The following is a 21136-nucleotide window of genomic DNA, read 5'->3' on the forward strand; positions in this document are numbered from 1 at the left end:
TACGGTTGGCTCACGCCGTTGAATGTGTGCTGGCTGCCTCGTTACGGGGCGGATGTGCACCATGGGTGTCCATGGTCGTAACAGCAGCGGATCGGTCTACGGAGCGTTGTCCCGACTTACCGCACAAAGGTCCAGGTAGCAGACCGGGGACGCGGGTTCACCCTGGTGGTCCAGTCGCAGCTCCAGCCATTCGGCAAGCACCACCGCATCCCACCTCAGGCCCGGTTGGCTGCACAAACCTTCCAGACTGCCGGATTATCGGGCGCCATCATCACCGCTCATTCTTGAGCGAGGTCCCGATGTTCCCGACAGACAAAGGCCGTTTCAAGCAACAGGCATCCAGCGCGGGAAGCAGCCTGCGCAGCGTCTCCGCGTGGCTGTTCGGCATCACCACAGCCGTGCTTTTCGGCCTCTTCATACCGGGCTGCTGGTATCTCCTGGCGGGCACCGTGGCCGGCCTCACCTGGGCCTATCTCTGGCGCCGGTGAGGGGCCTCGGATCAGCGGTCAGGCCGCCGGTCAGATCCAGATGTCGTTGGGTGCCGTAAACTCTCCGCCTTCGTGGCCGGTGTTCACGACACCCCGTGGCTCGATCATCATCAGGCGTGCCTCGCCCTCGGCGGCCGTCCGGTGTTCCACACCGCGCGGTACCACATACAACTCACCCGGAGCGACGAACACGCTGCCGTGGGGCAAGTCAATGCGCAGTGTCCCTTCCAGTACGATGAACGCCTCGTCGGTCTCGGGGTGGGAATGCCAGATAAACTCGCCCTCGATACGCACGACCTTGAACTGGTAGTCGTTCATTTCGGCCACCACCCTCGGGCTCCAGTGCTGCTCGATCAGCGACACCTTGTGGGCCAGGTTCACGGCTTGCAGGCTCGGTTCAGGCTGGGAATGGGACATGACGAATCCTCTCTTGAATAGACGCCATCAGGCTAGCAAAAGGGCGTTCGCCTGCTCTTGTACGATCTTGCAAGTTGTCCCGCTGGCGGTGGCAGCGTCACCCACTTCACAGCCATTGGGCACAACCCATGACCACCAGCGGCAGGGTGATTCCCGCCAGCAGGGTCTGGCTGGCGATGATGCCAGCCATCAACGGTGCGTCGCCGCCCAACTGGCGGGCCATGATGTAGGAGGACGAAGCGGTGGGCAGCGCCTGGAACAGGATGGCGGCAATTGCCGCATCGCCGCGCAGGCCCAGCAGATGGCAGATCAGCAGGGTCGCCAGGGGCATGGCGATGAACTTGGCGACTGATGAGACGCCCACGGGTCGCAGCCAGCTGCGCGATGCCGCGAGGTCCAGCGCTGCTCCCACGCAGAGCAGGCCCAGGGGCAGGGAAGCCTGGCCCAGCGCCTTGAAGGTCGGCTCGATACCTACCGGCAAGCGGGTTCCCGTGAGCTGCATCAGGATGCCCAGCCCGCAGGCCACCACCAGCGGATTGAGCGCGAGCTGCCGCGCCACTCCGGCCAGGCCCGGCCTGCCGGTATTGCCGTAGCGGGCGAAGACCAGCACGCAGAGGATGTTCACCGTGGGCACGATGGCCGCGTTGGCAACGGCGGCCAAGGCGATCCCGTGGCTGCCGAACAGACCGGCGGCGGCAGACACGCCGACGTAGTTGTTGAAGCGCACACCGCCCTGGAACAGCGAGGTGAAGGCCGGGTCATCGACCGCCAGTTTGCGCCGTACCAGCACCAGCAAGGCCGCTACCGCCAGGGTCGGGAGAGTCAGCGCCAGGATCATCTCCCGGACCGGAATGTCGTCCAGTTGCGCGCTGGACAAGCCATGGACGAACAGCGCCGGCAGCAGCACGTAGTAGCCCAGGCGCTCGGCCTGTGGCCAGAAACTTTCGGCGAGAAAGCGCTGGTGTCGCAACCACGCGCCCAGGGCAATCAGCAGGGCGATGGGTACCAGCGCCAGGATCAGGGTGGCATTCATCGATGCTTTCCCGTGGGGAGGGGCAATTGATCGGTGGGGGCAGGCATGGCGCTCTCGGATAGAAACGAACGGCTCCACCATAGCCGCCGCGATCGGCAATAAAAAACGATATAAAATTGCCGCTAGCTTGATAATTTCTCATGGATGGCCGAGCGCCCGGCCTTGCTGCGTATTGCCCGCACCAGCGCCAGCGCCGAGCGTCCCGCCGGGCGATCCTCGCGCTCCAGCAGCACCACGTTGCGCATCTTCTGTGGCTCGCCGAAGGGCAGGCAGAGCAGCTTGCGTGATGTTGGCAGGTTGCGCCGGGACAGCGGAATGATCGACACGCCAAGGCCGCTGGCGACCATCTGCAGGATGGCGGCCTGGCTGTCCAGTTCCATGCTGGTCTGGACCTTCAAGTGCAATCTGCGCAGCTCGCGCTCAATGGTCCGGCCCGCCCAGGCCCGGCGATCAAAGCGAATGAAGGGATGCTCCTGCAGCAGGCTGCGTGGGTCGTGTGTTGGCAGGTCGGCAGGGGCTACGATCCAGAAACCTTCCTGATACAGTGGGGTGCTGACCAGCCCGAACGGATAAGGCTTGACCGGCTCGGTGGTGATCGCCGCATCCAACTCGCCATTGTCGATGCGAATCGCCAGCTCGGCAGACATGCCGGACGACACGTTCACCCGCAGATTCGGGTGTTCCGCGCTCAACGTCGCCAGCGCGGCCGGCAGGAATCCGGACAGGGCCGTATGGATCGCGCCGATGCGCAGGGTGCCGCGCAACTGCGAGCCGTCGCTCAGTTCGGCGGCGATACTGTCGTGCAGCGCCAGGATCTCCCTGGCCCGATCGAGTACCAGGTGGCCGGCTGGTGTCATCACCGGAATGCGCCGGCTGCGGTCGAACAGCGGCGCACCGAAGGTCTCCTCCAGGCTTTTCACATGCAGGCTGACCGCCGACTGGGTCAGGTGAATGGCTTCGGCGGCGCGGGCGAAGGAGCCGTACTGGGCGATGGCAACGAGGGTGCGGAATTCGCGTAGTGACATGGGGCGGTTGCTCGTGTTCCACGGATCAACAGCCATTGTGACCTAATTGATCGGTGGACAGGCACCGCCTTCAATACTCGAGGGATATTTGTCGGGCAGGCGACGCGGCAACAGGACTGCTGCCGCGCTCATGCACTTACTGCGGGGTCGGGTCGCAGACCGGTGTGATCGGCTCTGCGGCGAGCACCTTGCGGGCGAAGGGGATCGAGTCCTTCAGCGAGGCGTTGACCGTGCCACTGTGTTCCAGCCCGGCATAGACATGCGCCTCCACCACGCTGCCTGCTGCGCAGGTGTCGCGGGCCAGGCTGCTTTGGCTCTTGGCGGTGGTGCTCGGGTCGGTCTCGCCGGCACCGATGAAGATCGGCTGCTTGAGCTTCAGCGTCGGGAAGTCGATCGCCTGGACCCACGGCCGCAGTTTCGCTGCCGCCTCCGGGGTGGCCTGCTTGCGGGTGTTGGCGAGGGTCCGGCCGCTGAACACAGTGTCGGCTTCCAGGGCAGCGAGGCAACTGGTGCGGGCCTGTTCCACGAACGGCAGGGCCTCATCGGTGAAGTAGTCCCTGGGATCGACGCTCGGGTCGTACTGCTGTTGCGCGAGCAGGGTATAGAAACCGTAGGCGAGGGTTTCATCGACCTTGTTCGGATCTTTCGGTGGGCGATTCTTGTCATCGGTGATCTTGTAGATTACACCGGTCGCCACGGTGCCCTTTACGCCCAGCGTCGGGCTGTAGTCCGGCGCATAGGCCGCCGCCGCATAGGCGCCTGCGCCGCCCTGGGACTGGCCGACGATCAGCACCTTGTTGGCCAGTCCTTTTGTACCGGCGATTACCGCACGGGCGGCATCGAGAATGCCATAGGCGGCAACGCGGCTGTTGAGCAGTGGATGGCCACCGGGTACGCCGAGGCCCTGGTAGTCGGTGGCGACCACGGCATAACCTTCGCGCAGCCAGGCGTTGAGGTAGTTGACGTCACGAATCGAACGACCTGACCAGGACGGCGCGCAGATGTCGGCCACGCCGACCGTACCGTGGCCCCAGGACACCACCGGCCAGCCTCCAGCGGGCGCCTTGCCCTTGGGCAGGAACAGCGCACCGGAAACCACGATCGGCGTCTTGCCGTCGATGCCGTTGGTGGAACTGTAGAGAATCCGCTGCTGGGCCCCGGCCTCGGCCAGGCTCAGTTGTACCGGCAGGGGCTCGCTGCGCAGCAGCTTGCCTGGCTGAGTCGGGATGTCTTGTTGCCAGGTGTAGAACGGCGAGACGCGGCCATCGCCCTGTTGCGGGTCTGGATTAGGTGCGTGCACGGCGGCCAGGGTATGCAGCGACAGGGCGAGAAGGCCGGCACCGCAGGCCAGCTTGAACGGCAGTTTCATTGAAGGTTTCCTGGTTGGATGAAGGCACCGAGCGGGTCGGCAGTCCCAGGCGGTTGAGCAGGATATGTGCCAGCGTCCTGCACTTGGCTGCAGCCCTTGCGGGCTGTGGCTTGCGGGTACAATCAAGGGCGGTGTGCAGGTGCGGATGATGGTGGGGCAGCATCGATTGCTGCTGGCCTGCTGCCTGCGCAGCAGTGGCCGTTTTCAGTTCAGGCCGCGACTTTCCCGCAGGCGCCACAGCAGTGCTTGCCGAGCGTGAGCCACTCGCGGTTGGCGCAGGGCGCTGGGCGTCCATAACAGGTGGTACTCGCGGCTGGCATGGCCAACCGGCGCCGGGATCTCCTGCAGTTCACCGCGCTCGATAGGCTCCCTGCACAGATAGGCTGGCAGGGTGCTCCAGCCGAATCCGTCGACCAGCAAGGTCCGCAGGGTGCGCAAGTCCTGGCCGACCATGGCCGGCACGGGCGCCTGCATCTCGATTTTATTTATGGCTAGCCAGGAGTCGATGAGCGGGAGTTCGAGGTTGTAGGCCAGTACCGGCTCGGCTTCCAGTGCTCGCTGAAAGTCCTTCGCTGCGGTCAGGCGTTGAACCACTGCTGGCGCGGCTACCGCGATCACGTCATCGACGTACAACAGTTCGTTGCGCAAGCGCGTGTCATTCGGTGACGAGGCGGCGATGCCCAGGTCGCAGTTGCCTTCCAGCAGCATGCGACAGATCAGTTCCTGGTTACCGCTTTGCATACGGATGCGGATGCCTTCTTCCAGCAGTGGCTTGAGCTGTCGGGAAACCACCTCGGCGAGAAAGTCGGCATGCCCGACGATCTGCAGGGCGCCGGCCAGCTCGATCGAGCGGGCGCGTGCCGAGGCCAGTGCGGCCTCGGCCGAATCCAGTTTGTCGCCAATATCGGCAGCCAGTTCTCGCGCAGCAGAGGTCGGTTCGACCCCGCGGGCCTGGCGCTCGAACAGGCTCCTGCCAACGGCCGCCTCCAGCCCGGAAATATGCTGCGAAACCGCCGGCTGGGTGAGGTTCAGGGTCCGGGCCGCACCGCTGATGGAGCGTTGGCGATAGACCTCGATGAAGGTCCGCAAGCGAACGAGTGACATAAGCTATCCATAAAATAATTTATAGGTGTCACAAAATACCCTTTCTGTTCCCGGTAGGGCCAGCCCCCTAAGATGGCGCCATCGCTTGAATACAGCGGCAAGGAGAAACCCCATGACCGAGCAACCCAATACCGAAGACCTGCAGGCTATCCTGCGGACCATGAAACGCGCCCACCTGTGTGCCGGCCCGGCGGACGCCAAACTGCGTCAGGATCGCCTGCAGCGTGGCGTGCGACTGATCAGTGACAACTACCAGGCCATCATCGACGCACTGAGCACCGACTTCGGCAACCGCAGTACCTACCAGTCGATGGTTGCCGACCTGGCGACCACCATCAAGATGCTCGAACATTCTGCGGCCCACGTGGAGCAGTGGATGCAGGCCGAGCAGGTCGAGAGCCCGGCACCTGGCATGCAGGCCTGGATCGAGCAGCAACCATTGGGTGTGGTCGGCATCATCAGCCCGTGGAATTTCCCGATCAACCTGGCCTTCGGGCCATTGGCCGGGGTATTCGCCGCTGGCAACACCGCCATGCTCAAACCGTCCGAGCTGACTCCACGGACCTGCGAACTGCTGGGTGAGCTGGTGGCCCGCTACTTCGATCCGAACGAGCTGAGCGTGGTGCTCGGTGATGCCAGCGTCGGCCAGGCGTTCAGTGCGCTGCCATTCGACCACCTGGTGTTTACCGGCAGCACCACCGTAGGCAAGCACGTGATGCGTGCCGCTGCGGAAAACCTGGTGCCGGTGACCCTTGAGTTGGGCGGCAAGTCGCCGGTGGTGGTGGCCGAGGACTTCGATATTCGCACGGCGATCGAGCGGACACTGACCATCAAGTTGTTCAACGCCGGGCAGATCTGCCTGTCGCCGGACTACCTGCTGGTTCCCCACAAGCATCTTGAGCTGCTGGTGGTCGCCGCCAAGCAGTTCGTCGCCGAAAGCTTCCCGAGCATCGTTCGCAATCGCGAGTACACCTCGATCATCAGCCAGCGGCATTTCGAGCGCCTGGTCGACCTGCTGAAGGACGCCGAGCAGAAGGGCGCGACGCTGATCAACCTGGCGCCGGGCGGCGAGCCGGCGTTCGATGCGCAAACCCGCAAGATCGCCCCGCACCTGGTGCTGGACGTCACCGAAGACATGAACATCATGCAAGAGGAGATTTTCGGCCCGCTGCTGCCGGTCAGAACCTACACTCATGCCGATGAGCCGGTCGCCTACATCAATGCGCATCCGCGGCCGCTGGCAGCCTACTACTTCGGTGACGACGCGGCTCAGCGGCGGAACTTCATCGCCGGGACCACCTCGGGTGCCCTGGTGATCAACGACGTCATGACCCATGCGTCGATCGACAGCCTGCCGTTTGGCGGAGTAGGGGCCTCGGGCATGGGCGCTTATCACGGTATCCACGGTTTCCGCCGCTTCACCCACGCCAAGCCCGTGGTCATACAAAGCGAGGATGGCGCCACCAACCTGCGGTTGCGCGCCCCCTACGCTGACAAACTGCAAGTACTCGAAGCCTTTTTCAACCATTGACTCCATCGCTGCTCAGGCGACAAAGAAGGAATTTGAAATGAAAGTACTGATGGTTTTGACCTCCCACGATCAATTGGGCAACACCGGTGCCAAAACCGGCTTCTGGCTCGAAGAGTTCGCCGCGCCGTACTACGTGTTCAAGGACGCCGGCGCCGAGGTGGTGCTGGCCTCGCCGGCCGGTGGCCAGCCGCCGCTGGACCCCAAGAGCGACCTGCCTGACTTCCAGACCGGGCAGACCCACCGCTTCAAGGCCGACCCGGCTGCCCAGCAGGCCCTGGCGAACACCGTGAAGTTGGAGACGGTGCGCGAGCAGGACTTCGACACCGTGTTCTATCCTGGCGGTCACGGCCCACTCTGGGACCTGGCCGAGTCGAGCCGTTCGATCAGCCTGATCGAAGCGTTCGAGTGCGCCGGCAAACCGATCGGCTTCGTCTGCCATGCGCCAGGCGTGCTGCGTCACGTCAAGGCCGCAGATGGCTCGCCGCTGATCAAGGGTCGGCGCGTGACCGGCTTCACCAATGGCGAAGAGGCCGCAGTGGAGTTGACCGATGTCGTGCCATTCCTGATCGAGGATGAATTTCGCAAACTCGGCGGCCTGTATGAAAAAGGTCCGGATTGGGCACCCTTCGTGATCGAGGACGGCAAGCTGGTCACCGGCCAGAACCCTGCCAGCTCCGAAGACGTGGCCAAGGCCTTGCTCGGCCAGCTGCAATAAGCCGTGCCCCGGATCGAGTCGACCCAGGCAACACTCGGCCAGGGACGGCTCGATCCCTTCTCATCCCGCACCGACAAGGACCTTCGATGATTACGCTCCACCACCTCAATGCTTCGCGTTCCCTGCGCATCCTCTGGCTGCTGGAGGAGATTGGCGAGCCGTACCGCCTGGTGCGCTACCAACGAAACCCCGTTACCCATCTCGCGCCCGACTCGCTGAAGAACATTCACCCGCTGGGCAAGTCGCCAGTGATCGAAATCGATGGGCAGGTGCTTTGTGAGTCCGGCGCCATTGTCGAGTATCTCGTTCGCCGGTTCGCCCCCCGCCTGGAGCCTGATTTTCACTCTCCGGACTATCTCCAGTACCTGCAGTGGCTGCACTTTTCGGAAAGCTCGGCGATGGTGCCGGTGCTGCTGAAGATCTTTACCCGCTTCGAGAGCGATACCGGTACCCAACTGACATTCCTCGACGGCTACACCCGGACCGAGTTCGACAAGGTCCTGGGATACCTGGACGGGTTCCTGGCCGGCAAGTCCTTCGTGGTCGGCGACACCCTGTCCGGGGCGGACTTCATGCTCGCATTCGTGGCGATCACCGTGGTCGAGCAGTTGGCCCTGGGCGAGCGCTATCCCTATCTTGCCGCGTACCTGCGCGGCCTGACCGTGCTGCCGAGCTGGAGCCGGGCGCTGGCCCTGGAAAATCAGCAGGGTTGATCGCAAAGGGTCGCTCCTGGCGTCGGTTTTCACGGCCTATCCAGAGGATCAGGCAAGAAAACGACCGGAATGCGCTACTGCATTCCGGCTCGTCCCTGTGAACATGTCGGTCCGGGTTGCTGCGGTACGCGCAGCAGTCCACCCGTTCGATTCACAGCCAGAGGAAGATCCCGATGCAAGTGCATGCCTATGGCGCCCATGCGGGCGATAAACCACTCGAATCCTTGCAGATCACCCGTCGGGCACCCGGTGCCCACGATGTCCAGATCGACATTGCCTTCTGCGGTGTCTGCCACTCCGACCTGCACCAGGTCCGTTCCGAATGGGACGGTACCCGCTACCCGTGCGTGCCCGGCCACGAGATTGTCGGCCGCGTCAGCGCGGTCGGTGCCCATGTCAGCGGCTTCAAGGCCGGCGACCTGGTCGGTGTCGGTTGTATCGTCGACAGTTGCAAGCAGTGCGCCGATTGCGACGAGGGCCTGGAAAACTACTGCGACGGCATGATCGGTACCTACAACTTCCCGACGCCCGATGCGCCCGGCTGGACCCAGGGCGGCTACTCGGAAAAGATCGTCGTGCATGAGCGCTATGTGCTGCGCATCGGTCATCCGGAAAGCCAGCTGGCCGCGGTCGCGCCGCTGTTGTGCGCGGGCATCACCACCTACTCGCCACTGCGGCACTGGAACGCCGGCCCCGGCAAGAAGGTCGGCGTGGTCGGTATCGGTGGCCTGGGCCACATGGGCATCAAGCTGGCCCATGCCATGGGCGCGCATGTGGTGGCGTTCACCACCTCGGCGTCAAAGCGCGAGGCGGCCAAGGCGCTGGGCGCCGATGAAGTGGTGGTGTCCCGCGATGCCCAGGAAATGGCAGCCCATGCCAAGAGTTTCGACCTGATCCTCAACACGGTGGCCGCGCCGCATGACCTCGATGCCTTCCTGGTCCTGCTCAAGCGTGACGGGGCCATGTCGCTGGTCGGTGCGCCGGCCACCCCGCACCCATCGCCCAATGTGTTCAACATGATCATGAAGCGCCGCACGATTGCCGGTTCGATGATCGGTGGTATTCCCGAAACCCAGGAAATGCTGGATTTCTGCGCCGAGCACGGGATCACTGCCGACATCGAGCTGATCCGCGCCGACGAGATCAATAACGCCTACGAGCGCATGCTCAAGGGCGATGTGAAGTACCGTTTCGTCATCGACAACGCCACGCTGAACCCGCGTTCCCAGGCCTGATCGAGGGCGATGGCCCTTGCTGGTCATCACGCCGCCAGGTGTCTACTGTCATTTCTGCCAGTAGACACCTGGCGGCGTACCGCTATGATTTCTCCAGGCATCTCTTCGTTTCAGTTCCGCCGTACGCCGGTGCAAACCAGCGCGATCATGAAGAGCGTATCGGCAAGGGCATCTGCACCGTTCGATCAGGTAGAGGCCCTGGACTCCGTTCGGTAATGCGACGGCGGGAGAATACGATGATCAGCGCTGGTATGAACCGGACGTTCCAGGGGGCGGGCAAATGGCTTGCGACCGGCATGTTCCTGCTGTTGTTTTGCGGACCGGGCATCTCGCTGGCTTCAAGCCTGGCAGATGAAGGGGCGGTGCCGGACCTGCCCGCGGAGCCTGAGTTCGCTCCCGCCGATAACGATTTCATCAGCGCTGCGGATGCACGTATCCGGCCGGTCCTGGGTAACCGCAAGGTGCTGCTGGTGGTCGGGCATTGGGCGGGTTCGACGCCGCGACTCGATGCCGACAATATTTACGCAATGACCCTGGGCGATGGCCGCTCGCTGCGCACGTTCGTCCGGCGAGCGTCGCAGGACAAACTGAATCTCTCGGGTGTCATGGTCAAGAATGTCGATTTCGGCGAGCGTACCTGCAACAACAATCAGATATTGGCCGCCGCCAGGCGTGGAGCGCTGGAGCAGGGTGTCGATCCTGGCACCTATGACTTTCTCTTCGTCGCGCTTTCCGTCGGCTGCGGCTGGGGCGGGCTGGCGGTGGTACCGGGAAACTGGATCATCGGCCAGACGATGAGCCTGGACATGTGGGTGCACGAGTTTGCGCATAACCTGGGCGCCGGGCACGGTGCCTCGCTTACCCATTGTCCGGTGGATGGCGGGCAGGTGCTGTTTCCCGAGGGATGTACACGCATTGCCTATGCCGATACGGGCGACTCGGTAAGTGGTGGCGGCTCTCGCCTGTATCCGGCGTCATTGCGCCGGCATGCGGGGTGGTTGGAGGCCGAGGGTGCGCAGACGCTGTTGGTGCGGGCCACCCGGTTGTACTTCCTGGGACGGTTGGGCGGTGCGGGGCGGCAGTTGCTCCTGGTCCCCCGCAGCGCCTCACCGAACAGGCTGGCGCTGGAACTGCGCAGTCCGAGCCCGCCGTTTGATATCTGGCCCACCGGTGACAACCGCCTGACCGGGGTCTGGGCACGGCTGTTCGATGAAACGACGAACACGATCAGCCAGGTGCAGGTCGACGCGACGCCGGAAACCGCGACCACGGCCGACCCGACGATTCAGGTGGGCCGGGTGCTGGCGGACAGGCAGGAGGGCTTGGCCGTGAAGGTCTGCTGGGTTGGTGCCAGCGGCGCCCAGTTGGCAATCGCCTTGGCAGGGCAGGCGTTGCCGGAGTGTCGACGCCAGGTTGAGGTGGCGCAAACCGCGGTTCCCGTAGCCGGTGAAGACGGCTTGATACAGATCCCCATCGAGGTTCGCTCGGGTGGGCAGGCCGTTCCAGCTTCAGCGGGAGAGAGCATGACCTACCATGCACCCTCGCATACGCGGATCGTCGACATCCCCTGTGGCTCGAACAACACGAAATGGATCGAGCCCCAGGGCGCTTTCGCCTCGTGTACCACTCATGCGCCTGGGAGCTGGGCGATCTCGCGGCCCGTGACCCTCAGGACAAATTCTCGGGTTCCGACAATGCTCATTACCGACGGCAACGCGGCCTTGTATATGGCCAGTGGCGAAATCTGGGGGCGCACGGACCTGGGCGTGAAGCTGGTCGGGCGGGTGGCGGTGACGCAGCCGTTCGTGCCCCGAGCCCGGGAGAGCGAGCAGCTTGAAGTGCCGGTGGCATTCGCCGAGCATGGCGCCGCGCTGCCGGCCTTGGCCGAACAGCGAGTGGAGTACGTTGCGCCTTCCTATACCCGGATCGTCGACATCCCGTGCGGCTCGCGCAATACCAAGCGGATCGACCCCTCCGGCCAGTCAGCTTCCTGCACGACCCATGCGACAGGGTCGTGGGGCACTTCCCGGCCGGTGACGCTCAAGGTGGCAGAACTGGCGCCCAGGGGAACGGTCGCCGATGGTTCCGTCGTGTTCTATTCCGCTGCAGGCATTCCCTGGGCTCATACCGAGCTGGGCGTGGAACTCGAGGGGCGATCCGCCAGCCTGACGCAGCCCACGGTGCCGGTGGGCGCCGCCGGAGCGACGGTGACGCTGGTGACCGGCATGCGCCTCGATGGCGTCGCCGTTCCGGCTGCCGCGGGTGAAAGCATGGCCTACGTTGCGCCGGCTCATACGCGCATTACCGATCTGCAGTGTGGCTCGCAGAACCTGAAACAGATCGAACCGGATGCTCAACATGCGGCTTGCACGACTTATGCTCCAGGCGCCTGGGGCACATCCCGCAGCGTGACGCTGAAGATCGACGAGGATGCGCCGGTGGGTGATGTCGCTGTCGGCGAAGCCATTCTGCGGGCCACGGGTGGCGGCATATGGGGGCGGACCGATCTGCAGGTGCGGGTTGGCCCTCGGGAAAGTCGTTGAACATCCGTGCTGACCTGCGATGGGCCAGGCACTGTACCGATTCGCGCAGGTGCATCTCTTCGGCGACTGGCCGCACCAGTCGCCCCTGCTGCAGGTAATGCCTGGCCAGGTGGTCCCAGCCCAGGGCGATGCCCTGGCCGTCCAGCGCCAGTTGCAACAGCAGGGTGTAGTCGTTGCTGCTGAAGTACTGCGGATTCTGCGCCAGCGCCATTTCCAGATCGGGGGACTGGCGGGCGAACCAGGCGTCCCAGTCGACCTGTTCCGACAACTGTGCGCGGCCGTAGGGATGCAAGTCGAGCAGGATGCCTTGATGGAGGCCTTGCACCGTGGCTGCCTCGGGGTGCGCCTCCAGGTATGCCGGGGCACACACCGGATAGACCACTGCGAATGAACAGCTCGGTGCCGAGTTAGATCTCCAGGTCACGAATCTGCTTGCTGAGTGGTGGCCTGGGTGACGCACAGGGTTTGGGCGGCACGGGTGAAGTTGCGGTGCTTGGCCGCCGCAACGAGCGAGCGCATGGCCTTGAACGACGGTATTTTCATCAGCGTCTGGTCGGTCGGGGAGTGGTTCGTCATAACAAAAATTGCCTGTTTTCTTGTAAGAAAAGTCGGTTATGGCCGGTGCTCGGCTGCGCTGGTGCTGCCGGCCGTGGTGTATCCGGCGGGGCATGGTGACTTCGTGCTGGACAACCCACAGATTCCGGCGGCGATCATTGCCGCCGGGGTGGCCTGGTTCACTCGCAGCACCCTGTTGACCCTGGGCGTGGGGATGGCGGCCCTGTGGGCGTTCAAGTCCCTGCTGGGCTAGGGACGCCACCGAAGATTCGGCTCCCACAGGAGAGTGGGGCGGGCCTGGATCACTGGCCTTCGGTTGTCCCCGCATGTCGAGATCAGTTCGCTGGGTGACGCGCTCAGGACATTTGCATGTCGCTCAAACTCCTTAAAGTGTCGTGCCGTCCGTTGCGACACTTCAGGGAAGAAAAACAATGCATAACCCGAACCCCCAGGATTCGAACGGTCAATTGGCGCAGGGGTTCAAGCCCCGCCACGTCACCATGCTGTCTATCGCCGGAATCATCGGTGCAGGCCTGTTCGTCGGCTCGGGGCATGCCATTGCCGCGGCCGGTCCCGCAGTGCTGCTGGCCTATCTGTTCTCAGGGCTGCTGGTCGTGCTGGTGATGCGCATGCTCGGCGAGATGGCCGTCGCCAATCCGGATACCGGTTCGTTCTCCACCTATGCCGACCAGGCCATCGGCCGCTGGGCCGGTTTCACCATCGGCTGGCTCTACTGGTGGTTCTGGGTGCTGGTGATTCCGATCGAGGCCCTTGCCGCCGGGCATGTACTGAACCAGTGGTTTCCCCAGGTCGATGCCTGGCTGTTCGCCTTGCTGTCGATCGTGCTACTGGTGGTAACCAACCTGTTCAGCGTATCGAAGTACGGCGAGTTCGAGTTCTGGTTCGCGATGGCCAAGGTGGTGGCGATCATCGGCTTTATCGGTCTGGGTTTCGCAGTGCTGATGGGCTGGATTCCCGAACGCGAGGCCAGCGGCTTGAGCAGGCTCATGGAGGAACACGGTGGCTTTGCGCCCAATGGCTTGTCGGCGGTGGTCGGTGCGTTCATCACCATCATGTTCAGTTTCATCGGGACCGAGGCGGTGACCATCGCCGCGGCCGAGTCCAACGACCCTGCACGCAACATCGCCAAGGCAACCCGTTCGGTGATCTGGCGAATTGGCGTGTTCTACCTGCTGTCGATCTCCGTGGTGATCTCGGTGGTGCCCTGGAACGACCCGCAACTGGCTTCGGTGGGCTCCTACCAGCGGGCGCTGGAGCTGATGAACATCCCCAACGCCAAGTTCCTGGTGGATGCGGTGGTACTGATTGCCGTGGCCAGTTGCATGAACTCGTCGATCTACATCGCCTCGCGCATGCTGTTCTCACTGGGCAGGCGCGGTGATGCGCCGCAGCCGCTGAAGCGCACCTCATCAGCCGGCGTGCCAAGGGCGGCGGTGATCGCCAGCAGCGTGCTCGGTGCCGGGGTGACGCTGTTCAGCTACTTCGCTCCTGCTGGCCTGTTCGATTTCCTGCTGGCCAGTTCCGGGGCCATCGCCTTGCTGGTGTACCTGGTGATCGCGGTCTCGCAGTTGCGCATGCGCCGGCGCCTGCAACGACAGAACATCGAACTGGCCTTCCACATGTGGCTGTTTCCGTGGCTGACCTACGTGGTGATCGTCTTCATCTGCGCGGCACTGGCCGTGATGATGGTGACGCCCGAACACCGTCTGGAAGTGACCTCGACGATCGTCCTCGCGCTGGCGATTTCCTTTGTCGGCGTGGTGACAACGCGTCAGCACGGCCAGCCGGAAAAGACCTCCCTGCTCAGCGACGTCTAGGCCTACAGCAGCCAACCGTCGCTCCCCTGGCCAGCCCCATGGCTGGCCTGCCCATTTCCTGGGTAACTCCCTCGCCAACACACCGCATGCCCCAGCAAGGGCCGCCAGCGGTGAACTTCCGCGTTTCCCTCGCCTGAAAGAACCCGTTCATACATTTGTATGAGCGAGTGGCCCGGCGCCTGGATATTCACGATGTTCAGCCCCTGCGCAGGTGCATAACCTTCTGATCAGGCAGCGTTGATTACTAAATAATAAAAGGAGACGATCCATGCCTATTCAGTCGGAACATGATCCGCGCTTGAAGCGTGCACTCAAGACTCGGCACATCAGCATGCTCGCCCTGGGCGGCGTGATCGGTGCCGGTTTGTTCGTCGGTTCCAGTGCCGTTATCGCCTCGACCGGCCCTGGTGCCTTCATCACCTATGCCATCACCGGCCTCATCGTTGCGCTGGTGATGCGCATGCTCGGCGAAATGGCGGCCGCGCATCCCACCAAGGGCTCCTTCGTCGATTATGCCCGCCTGGCCTTTGGCCGTCCGGCGGGGTACATGACCGGCTGGCTCTACTGGTACTTCTGGGTCATCGTCGTCGGCTTCGAGGCCGTCGTCGGCGGGCAGATCATCAATGCCTGGCTGCCGGACATCCCGGTCTGGGTCATCGCCCTCGGGCTAATGGTGGGCATGACCCTGTTGAACCTGATGTCGGTGCATTCCTTTGGCGAGGCCGAATACTGGTTCGCCGGCATCAAGGTCGCGGCCATCGTGGTGTTCCTGGTCGTGGCCGGGCTCTATGTCTTCAAACTGTGGCCAAGCTCGGATGCCAGTTTCGGCAACCTGGTCGAGCACGGTGGTTTCCTGCCCCATGGCGTGACGTCGCTGTTCACCGGCGTGGTCGTGGTGATCTTCTCCATGACTGGCGTGGAGGTCGCGACCCTGGCCGCTGCCGAGTCCGAAGACCCGTCGCGCAATATCCGCAAGGCGGTCAACACGGTGATGCTGCGTATCCTGGTGTTCTTCGTCCTGGCCACCTTCTTCATCGTCGTGGTGCAGCCGTGGACCGATATCAAGCCGGGCAAGTCGCCGTTCGTGGCCACCCTGGAACATATCGGCATCCCGGGAGCAGGGCACATGCTGACCGCGGTGATCCTGGTTGCGGTGCTGTCGGTGCTCAATGCCGGGCTCTACACCTCTTCGCGCCTGCTGTACGTCCTGGCCTCCAATGACGAAGCGCCACGCTGGATCGCCGGGGTGAGCCGCAAGGGCGTGCCGGTACGTGGCGTGATCGCCTCGACGCTGGTGGGGTATGGCTGCGTGGTCATCGCCGCGCTGTGGCCGGACACGGTGTTCCAGTTCCTGATCAATTCCTCCGGCACGGTGTTTCTCTTCGTCTACCTGGTGATCTGCCTGTCGCAGCTCAAGCTGCGTCGCAAATGGGTGGCAGAGGGCTCGCTGAAGTTCGCCATGTGGGGCCACCCCTGGCTGCCGCTGCTGGTGACCGCATCGATCGTGGCGGTGCTGGTGAGCATGGTCTTCGACCCGACGATGCGGATCAGCCTGGCCCAATGCCTGGTCGCGATCGTCGCGATAGGTGCCTCGTACGCCTTGCTGCAATGGTCCCGCAGCCGTCGACGGCACATCGGGATCAAGGCGTCGTCCGCCAGCAGCTAATCACTCACGTTTTATCGGACATCCCCCGTATTGCGGGGCGTCAATGGGAAGCCAACAGCATGTCAGCGAAATTCGATTTGTCCCAGTTACCCAACAAGCCGCTCTGGTTCGAGCCAAACCAGCCGCGTGAACGCCTGGAGGGCACGGTGCAGGCCGATGTGGTGATCGTCGGCGCCGGTTATACCGGGTTGTGGACGGCTTACTACCTGCTCAAGAGCGACCCCTCGCTGCGCGTGGTGCTGCTGGAGAAACGCGAGGTCGGGTTCGGCGCCTCCGGCCGTAATGGTGGCTGGGCCTCGGCGATCTTTCCGATCTCGCTGCCCAGGGTCGCGCAGATGTATTCCCATGCCGCAGCCCTCAAGCTGCAGGCGGCGATGAACGACACTGTCGACGAGATCGGCCGGGTCCTGGCGCTGGAAGGCGTGGAGGCCGATTATGTCAAGCAGGGCTTCCTGTCCCTGGCGCGCAGTGCCCCGCAATTGACGCGGGTGCGGGCCGCGGTGGCGGCGTCTGCGCAGTTCGGGTTACCGGACCAGTGGCGGGCGCTCGATGGGGGAGAGGCACGCGCACGGATCGGTGCCGAAGATACCCAGGGTGGGCTCTACACCGAGCATTGTGCGCTGATTCACCCCGGCAAGCTGGTTCGTGGCCTGGCCCGACTGGTCGAGAGCATGGGCGCGAAAATCTTCGAGCAGTCGGCTGTCATCCAGATGGCGCCGGGTGTCGTCCACACCGAACGTGGTTCGGTCCGGGCCGATATGACGGTGCGTGCCACCGAGGCGTTCACCTCGCAGCAGCCAGGCAAGTCGCGCTTCGTCATCCCGTTGTATTCGCTGGTGCTGGCGACCGAGCCGTTGCCGCGTGAACTGCTGGCCTCGCTCAAGCTCGACCATCGCCTGGCCTTCAACGACATGCGCCACCTGCGGGTCTACGGCCAGGTCACCGCCGAAGGGCGCCTGGTGTTCGGCGGTCGCGGCGCACCCTATCAGTGGGGCTCGCGGATGTCCGACAGCAACGACCTGGTGGACAGCATCCACGGCAAGATCCACACCACCATGACCGAGTTCTTCCCGGCGCTGGCGAACATCCAGGTCACCCATCGCTGGGGCGGTGCACTGGGCGTGTCCCGCGACTGGTGCCCGACCGTGAGCATCGACCGGAAAAACCGCATGGCCTGGGCTGGCAACTATGTCGGCGACGGCGTTGCCACCAGCAACCTGGCCGGGCGGATCCTGCGCAACCTGATTCTCGAACGTGACGAAGACATCAACACGCTGCCCTTCGTCAATCATCGCTCGCCGTCCTGGGAGCGTGAGCCACTGCGCTGGTTCGGTATCAACAGCGGCCTGGCTGCCGCCTCGCTGAGCGATATCGAAGAGCGCCTGACCCATCGTCCCTCACGCACCGCCATGTTGCTGGAAAAGCTGACAGGTGCGCATTAACAGGAGTAAGCCGTGACTACGTTCACCATCATCAAGCACGCCGCCATCCAGGCTTTGCCACTGACCCCCGCTGGCCAGCGTGCGGGTGCCGACAAGGGTGATCCGCAGATCGCCATCCAGAAGCTGGCGCCCGAGGCGGTCGGCAATCTCGGTGTCTGGGAATGCCTGCCGGGCGGCTGGCCCGTGATCGAGCGCCCAGACACCGAGTTCACCTACATCATCTCCGGCAAGGCGCTGCTAAGCGACAGCAGCACTGGCGAGGTGGTGGAAGTGACCGGCGGCGACCTGATCATCCTGCCGCCGGGTTGGACCGGACGTTGGGACGTACTGGAAACCGTGCGCAAGGTCTACGCGATCTATTGATTTCATCGGTGCCAGTGCATGCCACCGTTACTTTTCGATGCGAGAAAAACAATGACCCAAACCATCATGAACTGGATCTCCGGCGCTGTTGCCGAGACTTCCAGCGGCCAGCAACTGCCGGTCTACAATCCAGCCACCGGTGTTGTGACCGGGCAGGTGCAACTGTCCACGGCGAAGGACGTCGATGCGGCGGTGGCCTCGGCCAAGGCTGCATTTCCGGCCTGGAGCAACCTGTCGCCACTGCGCCGCTCGCGGGTCCTCAACAAGTTCCTGGCGTTGCTCAACGATCATCGCGACGACCTGGCCCGGCTGATCACCGCCGAACACGGCAAGGTGTTTACCGATGCCCAGGGTGAAGTCATGCGCGGCATCGAGATCGTCGAGTTCGCCTGCGGTGCACCGCAACTGCTCAAGACCGACTTCACTGACCAGGTCAGCACCAACATCGACAACTGGACCCTGCGCCAGCCGCTGGGCGTGGTCACTGGCATCACCCCGTTCAACTTCCCGGTGATGGTACCGATGTGGATGTTTCCCGTGGCCCTGGCCACCGGCAACACCTTCGTACTCAAGCCGAGCCCGATCGACCCGAGCCCGAGCCTGTTCATCGCCGATCTGCTCAAGCAAGCGGGCTTGCCTGATGGCGTGTTCAACGTCGTGCAGGGCGACAAGGATGCAGTCAACGCACTGATCGAGCACCCGGATGTGCAAGCAGTTTCCTTCGTCGGTTCGACGCCGATCGCCAATTACATCTACGAAACCGGCGCCCGTCACGGCAAGCGCGTACAGGCCCTGGGCGGCGCCAAGAACCACCTGGTGGTGATGCCGGATGCCGATATCGACCAGGTGGTCGATGCGCTGATCGGTGCGGCCTATGGTTCGGCTGGCGAGCGTTGCATGGCGATCAGCGTGGCGGTGTTCGTCGGTGACGAGACGGCCGAAAAGGTGATGCCGAAACTGATCGAGCGCACCCGTGAACTGAAAGTCCTCAACGGCAACAATCTTGAAGCCGAGATGGGCCCGATCGTGACACGTGCGGCCCATGAACGTATCACCGGCTACATCGACCTGGGCGTCAAGGAAGGCGCGAAGTTGCTGGTCGATGGCCGCCAGTTCAACGGCCAGACTGCCGGCGAAGGTTGCGGCGATGGGTTCTGGATGGGGGGCACGCTGTTCGATAACGTCACCCCCGACATGCGTATCTACAAGGAAGAGATCTTCGGCCCGGTACTGGCTTGCCTGCGGGTCAAGGACTTCGCCGAAGCGGTACAGCTGATCAACGACCACGAGTTCGGCAACGGCGTGAGCCTCTACACCCGTGATGGTCACGTCGCCCGCGAGTTCGGTCGGCGAATCCAGGTCGGCATGGTCGGCATCAACGTGCCGATTCCGGTACCGATGGCCTGGCATGGCTTCGGTGGCTGGAAGAAGAGCCTGTTCGGCGACATGCATGCCTACGGTGAAGAGGGCGTGCGCTTCTACACCAAACAGAAGAGCATCATGCAGCGTTGGCCGCAGGCCATCGCCAAGGGCGCGGAGTTCGCGATGCCGACCAGCCACTGAGGTGACCGGCTAGCTGAAATGTAGACGGCCCCGCCCACGCAGCGGGGCCGTTTGCATTCAGGGCTTGTCGAACAGCTCGGTGTTCCTGCCGGCCTGGATCGCGATCCAGAAGCGGGCGATGCCCTGGGTGGTGGTGGGTTTGATACCGGTCAGTTGTTCCACCAGCTTGAGCCGGTAGACCAGCGTCTGGCGATGAATCCCCAGGTCGAAGGCGGCGGCTTTCCAGTTTCCGTCGTTCTCCAGGAAGCTCATCAGCGTTGGCAGCAGGGCGGCGCCCTGGGTGCGGTCGTGCTCGATCAACGGCCCGAGGTAGCGTCCGACCAGGGCCCGGGCTTCGGCCAGTGACTTGGGGGCCATGATCAGCCCGGTTTCGGCTTCGCCATAGCGCAGCAGCTGCGCGTCGATTTCCCGCGCCTGGGTCAGGGCCAGGCGGGCCTGCCTGACGCTTTCGCGAAAGCCGGTAGCAGCCGCGATGGGCCCGCTGATACCGATGATGCTGTCTGCGCCGAGGGTGTCGAGCAAGGCACGGAAAGTGTCGCTGTCATCACGGCTGATGGCCAGCAACAGGCCCTTTTCGCCCAGCAGGATAGGGCTTGAATGGTGCAGGGCAGGGGCCTGGTGGAGTTCGTCCGCGTGCCAGGGCCCCGTGGTCCCCGGCAGGATCGCCAGGCTCACCAGGGTACCGGTCAGGCCACGTCGTTCGAGCAGGGGACGCGCCAGGGCGAATTCGGTCTCGCTGTCCAGCAGACTGCGCAGCAAGGCCGAACCTTCTTCACGTTGCAGGTCGCGGTGGATCATCAGGCGTTCGAGTTCGACGCCGAGCAGGCCGACCAGTGAACGCACCAGGATCGGGTCGTCCGCGGTTCTCTTGCCTTGGCGGGCCAACACCAGGTTGGCGCGGGCTCGTCCGGCGATCGGTATCCGTTCGACCCAACCGGCGGGTGTTGGCGCGGTGCTTTTCGTTTCGACGATATTGACGCCACTGACCGCGTCCTCGATGGCCAGGTCAAGGTCCAGGGTGTTGGCCAGGATCGCCAGGCGGCCGGCCATGCCGGACTCCTTGCGCAGCGCTTCGGCGTAGGTCTGGAACAATCGTTCGCTGGCATTGAAACGTTCGCGCTGCGCTTGCAGCACGCTTTCGATCACGTAGTGGGAGAGCTTGACGAACTCGAGTTCGAAACTGCCCTGCAGGATCGGAAACAGCAGGCGATCCGCGGCTTTCAGCAGTTTGCGCGACAGCTTTGGCGCGTCCTGGCGGGGCGCGAATACCAGTGCGCTGACGTTGCTCTGCACCAGTTGCTCCAGCCAGGTGACCTGCTCGTCGGGCGCAGAGGGCATGCCCAGGCCGGTGGTCATCACCAGGTCGCCTGGGGATACCCAGCGCCATGGGTCCGGCAGGTCGACGGCATGCGCCCAGGTGATCAGCCTGCCGGTGCCGGCGAGGCCGGCCACGGCCTGCAGTTTCAGCGAGTCGATATCGATCAGGTCCTGCACCGTGAGCATGGGGTTACCGTCCGGCTGTTCTTGGGCTGCCAT

General features: G+C 63.6%; 19 protein-coding genes and 1 pseudogene. 12 read left to right on the top strand and 8 right to left on the bottom strand.

All coding sequences use genetic code 11. From position 1 onward, the window contains the following. Nucleotides 1-299: 299 nt before the first annotated feature. Nucleotides 300-488 (top strand): hypothetical protein, encoded by a 189-nt coding sequence (locus tag AC6I6U_RS17280; protein WP_497877256.1) that lies wholly within the window; start codon nt 300-302, stop codon nt 486-488. A 30-nt stretch (nt 489-518) separates the two neighbouring features. Here AC6I6U_RS17280 and AC6I6U_RS17285 read toward each other — a convergent pair whose 3' ends face one another. The 5 genes from AC6I6U_RS17285 to AC6I6U_RS17305 form a co-directional block, all read right to left on the bottom strand. Further along, nucleotides 519-905 (bottom strand): cupin domain-containing protein, encoded by a 387-nt coding sequence (locus AC6I6U_RS17285; protein ID WP_497877257.1) that lies wholly within the window; start codon nt 903-905, stop codon nt 519-521. Between the two features lie 106 nt (nt 906-1011). Further along, entirely contained in the window at nt 1012-1938 is a 927-nt protein-coding gene (locus tag AC6I6U_RS17290) for an AEC family transporter (protein ID WP_497877258.1), read from the bottom strand. Between the two features lie 122 nt (nt 1939-2060). Then, nucleotides 2061-2963, bottom strand: coding sequence for a LysR family transcriptional regulator (locus tag AC6I6U_RS17295; protein ID WP_497877259.1), 903 nt, complete (start codon nt 2961-2963; stop codon nt 2061-2063). Between the two features lie 136 nt (nt 2964-3099). Next, on the bottom strand, nt 3100-4332 hold the full coding sequence (locus AC6I6U_RS17300; protein ID WP_497877260.1) for an alpha/beta hydrolase: 1233 nt from the start codon (nt 4330-4332) through the stop codon (nt 3100-3102). 204 nt (nt 4333-4536) lie between these two features. Next, nucleotides 4537-5436 carry a LysR family transcriptional regulator gene (locus AC6I6U_RS17305; RefSeq protein WP_497877261.1) on the bottom strand — a complete coding sequence of 300 codons (900 nt, stop codon included), beginning with the start codon at nt 5434-5436 and terminating at the stop codon, nt 4537-4539. Nucleotides 5437-5548: 112 nt separating this feature from the next. Between AC6I6U_RS17305 and AC6I6U_RS17310 the strand changes: the two genes are divergently transcribed. The 5 genes from AC6I6U_RS17310 to AC6I6U_RS17330 all read left to right on the top strand — a co-directional run bounded on the left by AC6I6U_RS17310 (nt 5549) and on the right by AC6I6U_RS17330 (nt 12173). Further along, nucleotides 5549-6967 carry a coniferyl aldehyde dehydrogenase gene (locus AC6I6U_RS17310; protein WP_497877262.1) on the top strand — a complete coding sequence of 473 codons (1419 nt, stop codon included), beginning with the start codon at nt 5549-5551 and terminating at the stop codon, nt 6965-6967. Between the two features lie 37 nt (nt 6968-7004). After that, nucleotides 7005-7682, top strand: a complete 678-nt coding sequence (locus AC6I6U_RS17315) for a type 1 glutamine amidotransferase domain-containing protein (protein ID WP_497877263.1) — start codon at nt 7005-7007, stop codon at nt 7680-7682. Between the two features lie 86 nt (nt 7683-7768). After that, the gene (locus tag AC6I6U_RS17320; RefSeq protein ID WP_497877264.1) at nt 7769-8395 is read left to right on the top strand and encodes a glutathione S-transferase family protein; all 627 of its coding nucleotides are present in this window, start codon (nt 7769-7771) and stop codon (nt 8393-8395) included. Between the two features lie 173 nt (nt 8396-8568). After that, a complete protein-coding gene (locus AC6I6U_RS17325; protein WP_497877265.1) occupies nt 8569-9630 on the top strand; it encodes an NAD(P)-dependent alcohol dehydrogenase in 1062 nt (353 codons plus the stop codon). 362 nt (nt 9631-9992) lie between these two features. Further along, nucleotides 9993-12173, top strand: a complete 2181-nt coding sequence (locus AC6I6U_RS17330) for a carbohydrate-binding family V/XII protein (RefSeq protein WP_497877266.1) — start codon at nt 9993-9995, stop codon at nt 12171-12173. 76 nt (nt 12174-12249) lie between these two features. Here the strand turns inward: AC6I6U_RS17330 and AC6I6U_RS17335 are convergent. After that, nucleotides 12250-12633 (bottom strand): annotated as a pseudogene (locus AC6I6U_RS17335) (type 2 periplasmic-binding domain-containing protein); the annotation flags it as partial. After that, entirely contained in the window at nt 12594-12749 is a 156-nt protein-coding gene (locus tag AC6I6U_RS17340) for a LysR family transcriptional regulator (protein ID WP_497877267.1), read from the bottom strand. The pseudogene AC6I6U_RS17335 and the gene AC6I6U_RS17340, both read right to left, overlap by 40 nt. On the opposite strand from AC6I6U_RS17340, the gene AC6I6U_RS17345 reads away from it, so the two are divergent. From AC6I6U_RS17345 to AC6I6U_RS17370, 6 genes are all read left to right on the top strand, one after another. Continuing rightward, nucleotides 12691-12981 carry an AzlD domain-containing protein gene (locus AC6I6U_RS17345; RefSeq protein ID WP_497877268.1) on the top strand — a complete coding sequence of 97 codons (291 nt, stop codon included), beginning with the start codon at nt 12691-12693 and terminating at the stop codon, nt 12979-12981. The genes AC6I6U_RS17340 and AC6I6U_RS17345 overlap by 59 nt on opposite strands. 178 nt (nt 12982-13159) lie before the next feature. Next, on the top strand, nt 13160-14566 hold the full coding sequence (gene gabP / locus AC6I6U_RS17350) for a GABA permease (protein WP_497877269.1): 1407 nt from the start codon (nt 13160-13162) through the stop codon (nt 14564-14566). Nucleotides 14567-14834: 268 nt separating this feature from the next. Further along, nucleotides 14835-16232 (top strand): amino acid permease, encoded by a 1398-nt coding sequence (locus AC6I6U_RS17355; protein ID WP_497877270.1) that lies wholly within the window; start codon nt 14835-14837, stop codon nt 16230-16232. A gap of 59 nt (nt 16233-16291) precedes the next feature. Then, nucleotides 16292-17674: an NAD(P)/FAD-dependent oxidoreductase gene (locus AC6I6U_RS17360; protein ID WP_497877271.1), complete on the top strand. Its 1383-nt coding sequence runs from the start codon at nt 16292-16294 to the stop codon at nt 17672-17674. A 12-nt stretch (nt 17675-17686) separates the two neighbouring features. Next, nucleotides 17687-18037, top strand: coding sequence for a cupin domain-containing protein (locus AC6I6U_RS17365; protein WP_497877272.1), 351 nt, complete (start codon nt 17687-17689; stop codon nt 18035-18037). Nucleotides 18038-18088: 51 nt separating this feature from the next. Next, complete coding sequence (locus AC6I6U_RS17370) at nt 18089-19600, top strand: CoA-acylating methylmalonate-semialdehyde dehydrogenase (protein WP_497877273.1); 1512 nt, start codon at nt 18089-18091, stop codon at nt 19598-19600. A 57-nt stretch (nt 19601-19657) separates the two neighbouring features. Here the strand turns inward: AC6I6U_RS17370 and AC6I6U_RS17375 are convergent, their stop codons facing one another. Then, nucleotides 19658-21136, bottom strand: a complete 1479-nt coding sequence (locus AC6I6U_RS17375; RefSeq protein WP_497877274.1) for a PucR family transcriptional regulator — start codon at nt 21134-21136, stop codon at nt 19658-19660.

This window comes from Pseudomonas sp. UTLPPB19802 (assembly GCF_059730225.1).